General features: G+C 57.5%; 1 rRNA gene. It reads left to right on the top strand.

The features are described 5' to 3' along the window. The first annotated feature begins 293 nt into the window (after window positions 1–293). Window positions 294–3,394, top strand: a 23S ribosomal RNA gene (locus FVA95_RS28020). The last annotated feature ends 28 nt before the right edge of the window (window positions 3,395–3,422 follow it).

Genomic DNA, 3,422 nt, shown 5'->3' with positions numbered 1-3,422 from the left:
TGATGGGGCACCACACGCTCTTTTATGAGTGTCTGTGGTTCCTTCATTGAATCGCATCATCAGCCTCGTTCGTGGGTTGGGTGCGTTGGGTGGAACGCAGCACGTCGAACTGGTTTGGCTTGGCACACTGTTGGGTCCTGAGGGGACACCTGGTTCTTCGGAACGGTGGGTCTTTTCTGGCCGCTCTGGTCGAGGGCTTCCTAACGCTTCCCTGTTGTGGGTGGTGGTGGTTGTTCTTGGTTGGGTGTGGTTGTGGGTTGAGTGTTGCATAGTGGATGCGAGCATCTTGTTGTGGTCAAGTTGTTAAGAGCACATGGTGGATGCCTGGGCATCAGGAGCCGATGAAGGACGTGGGAGGCCGCGATAGGCCTCGGGGAGCTGTCAACCGAGCTGTGATCCGAGGGTGTCCGAATGGGGAAACCCAGCGCCCGTCATGGGGCGTTACCCGTACCTGAATTCATAGGGTGCGTGGAGGGAACGTGGGGAAGTGAAACATCTCAGTACCCACAGGAAGAGAAAACAATAGTGATTCCGTGAGTAGTGGCGAGCGAAAGCGGAAGAGGCTAAACCGTGTCCGTGTCAAGCCGGCAGGCGTTGCGGGTGCGGGGTTGTGAGGCGTGTCGTTCATCTTCTGCCGAGGGTGGGACAGCAGGAACCGGTGTTAGCGGAACGATTCTGGGATGGTCGGCCGTAGTGGGTGATAGCCCCGTACGCGAAAATGTTTGGTTCTGTTGTGGGCATTGTTCTCGAGTAGCAGCGAGCCCGTGAAATTCGCTGTGAATCTGGCGGGACCACCCGTCAAGCCTAAATACTACCTGGTGACCGATAGCGGACAAGTACCGTGAGGGAAAGGTGAAAAGTACCCCGGGAGGGGAGTGAAATAGTACCTGAAACCGTGTGCTTACAAGCCGTCAGAGCCTTGAGTCCTTTGGGCGGGGTGATGGCGTGCCTTTTGAAGAATGAGCCTGCGAGTTATGCTTCGTGGCGAGGTTAACCTGTGTGGGGTAGCCGTAGCGAAAGCGAGTCCGAATAGGGCGGTTGAGTCGCGGGGTGTAGACCCGAAGCGGAGTGATCTACCCATGGCCAGGGTGAAGCGTCGGTAAGACGTCGTGGAGGCCCGAACCCACCAGGGTTGAAAACCTGGGGGATGAGCTGTGGGTAGGGGTGAAAGGCCAATCAAACTTCGTGATAGCTGGTTCTCCCCGAAATGCATTTAGGTGCAGCGTCGTGTGTTTCTCGCCGGAGGTAGAGCACTGGATGGCCTAGGGGGCCGACAAGCTTACCGAAGTCAGCCAAACTCCGAATGCCGGTGAGTGAGAGCGCGGCAGTGAGACTGCGGGGGATAAGCTTCGTGGTCGAGAGGGAAACAGCCCAGATCACCGGCTAAGGCCCCTAAGCGTGCGCTAAGTGGGAAAGGATGTGGGATCGCCCGGACAACCAGGAGGTTGGCTTAGAAGCAGCCACCCTTGAAAGAGTGCGTAATAGCTCACTGGTCAAGTGGTCCTGCGCCGACAATGTAGCGGGGCTCAAGCGCACCGCCGAAGCCGTGGCAATGACATCTTTGGTGTTGTTGGGTAGGGGAGCGTCCTGCGTCTGGTGAAGCCCGGGAGTGATTTACGGGTGGAGGGTGTGGGAGTGAGAATGCAGGCATGAGTAGCGAATGCAGAGTGAGAATCTCTGCCGCCGGATGACCAAGGGTTCCTGGGCCAGGTTGTTCCGCCCAGGGTGAGCCGGGACCTAAGGCGAGGCCGTCAGGCGTAGTCGATGGACAACGGGTTGATATTCCCGTGCTCGTGATAGTGCGTCCATGCCGAGGCTGGTGATGCTAACCATCCGAACCCACCTTCGCTCCTTCGGGAGTGTTGTTTGTGGGGGAGCGTGGGATCCGATCTGGTAGTAGGCAAGTGATGGGGTGACGCAGGAGGGTAGCTCCGCCACGCGGTGGTTGTCGTGGTGTAAGCCTGTAGCCTGATCTCCTAGGTAAATCCGGGGGGTCGTGAAGGGTGAGAGGTGATGCGTAGCCGATTGAGGCGAAGAGGGTGATCCCATGCTGTCGAGAAAAGCCTCTAGCGAGTGCTGTTGCGGCCCGTACCCCAAACCGACACAGGTGGTCAGGTAGAGAATACCGAGGCGATCGAGCGAACTGTGGTTAAGGAATTCGGCAAAATACCTCCGTAACTTCGGGAGAAGGAGGGCCGGTTGTCTTGATGCCCCGTGCGGGCTAGGGATGGCCGGTCGCAGAGACCAGGCCCAAGCGACTGTTTACTAAAAACACAGGTCCGTGCGAAGTCGCAAGACGATGTATACGGACTGACGCCTGCCCGGTGCTGGAACGTTAAGAGGACCTGTTAGTCCCTTTCGGGGGGCGAAGCGGAGAATTTAAGCGCCAGTAAACGGCGGTGGTAACTATAACCATCCTAAGGTAGCGAAATTCCTTGTCGGGTAAGTTCCGACCTGCACGAATGGCGTAACGACTTGGGCGCTGTCTCGACCACAGACTCGGCGAAATTGCACTACGAGTAAAGATGCTCGTTACGCGCGGCAGGACGGAAAGACCCCGGGACCTTTACTATAGCTTGGTATTGGTGCTCGGTTCGGCTTGTGTAGGATAGGTGGGAGACTGTGAAGCTATCACGCCAGTGGTGGTGGAGTCGTTGTTGAAATACCACTCTGGTCGAATTGGGTGTCTTAACCTCGGGCCATGATCTGGTTCAGGGACAGTGCCTGGTGGGTAGTTTAACTGGGGCGGTTGCCTCCCAAAGAGTAACGGAGGCGCCCAAAGGTTCCCTCAGCCTGGTTGGCAATCAGGTGTTGAGTGTAAGTGCACAAGGGAGCTTGACTGTGAGACTGACGGGTCGAGCAGGGACGAAAGTCGGGACTAGTGATCCGGCACCACCTTGTGGAAGGGGTGTCGCTCAACGGATAAAAGGTACCCCGGGGATAACAGGCTGATCTTGCCCAAGAGTCCATATCGACGGCATGGTTTGGCACCTCGATGTCGGCTCGTCGCATCCTGGGGCTGGAGTAGGTCCCAAGGGTTGGGCTGTTCGCCCATTAAAGCGGTACGCGAGCTGGGTTTAGAACGTCGTGAGACAGTTCGGTCCCTATCCGCCGCGCGCGTTGGAGACTTGAGGAAGGCTGTCCCTAGTACGAGAGGACCGGGACGGACGAACCTCTGGTGTGCCAGTTGTCCCGCCAGGGGCACGGCTGGTTGGCTATGTTCGGGAGGGATAACCGCTGAAGGCATCTAAGCGGGAAGCCTGTTCCAAGATGAGGTCTCCCACCACCTTTGAGTGGGTAAGGCTCCCAGGAGATGACTGGGTTGATAGGCCGGAGATGGAAGCCCTGTGAGGGGTGGAGTTGACCGGTACTAATAGGCCGAGGGCTTGCCACAACGAGTTGTTCGCATCCACTGTGTGACC

It is taken from the genome of Pseudonocardia sp. EV170527-09 (assembly GCF_008369905.1).
Classification (GTDB): Bacteria; Actinomycetota; Actinomycetes; order Mycobacteriales; family Pseudonocardiaceae; genus Pseudonocardia.
The sequence above is the reverse complement of the archived record's forward strand: the minus strand, read 5'-3'. Positions and strand labels throughout refer to the sequence as shown.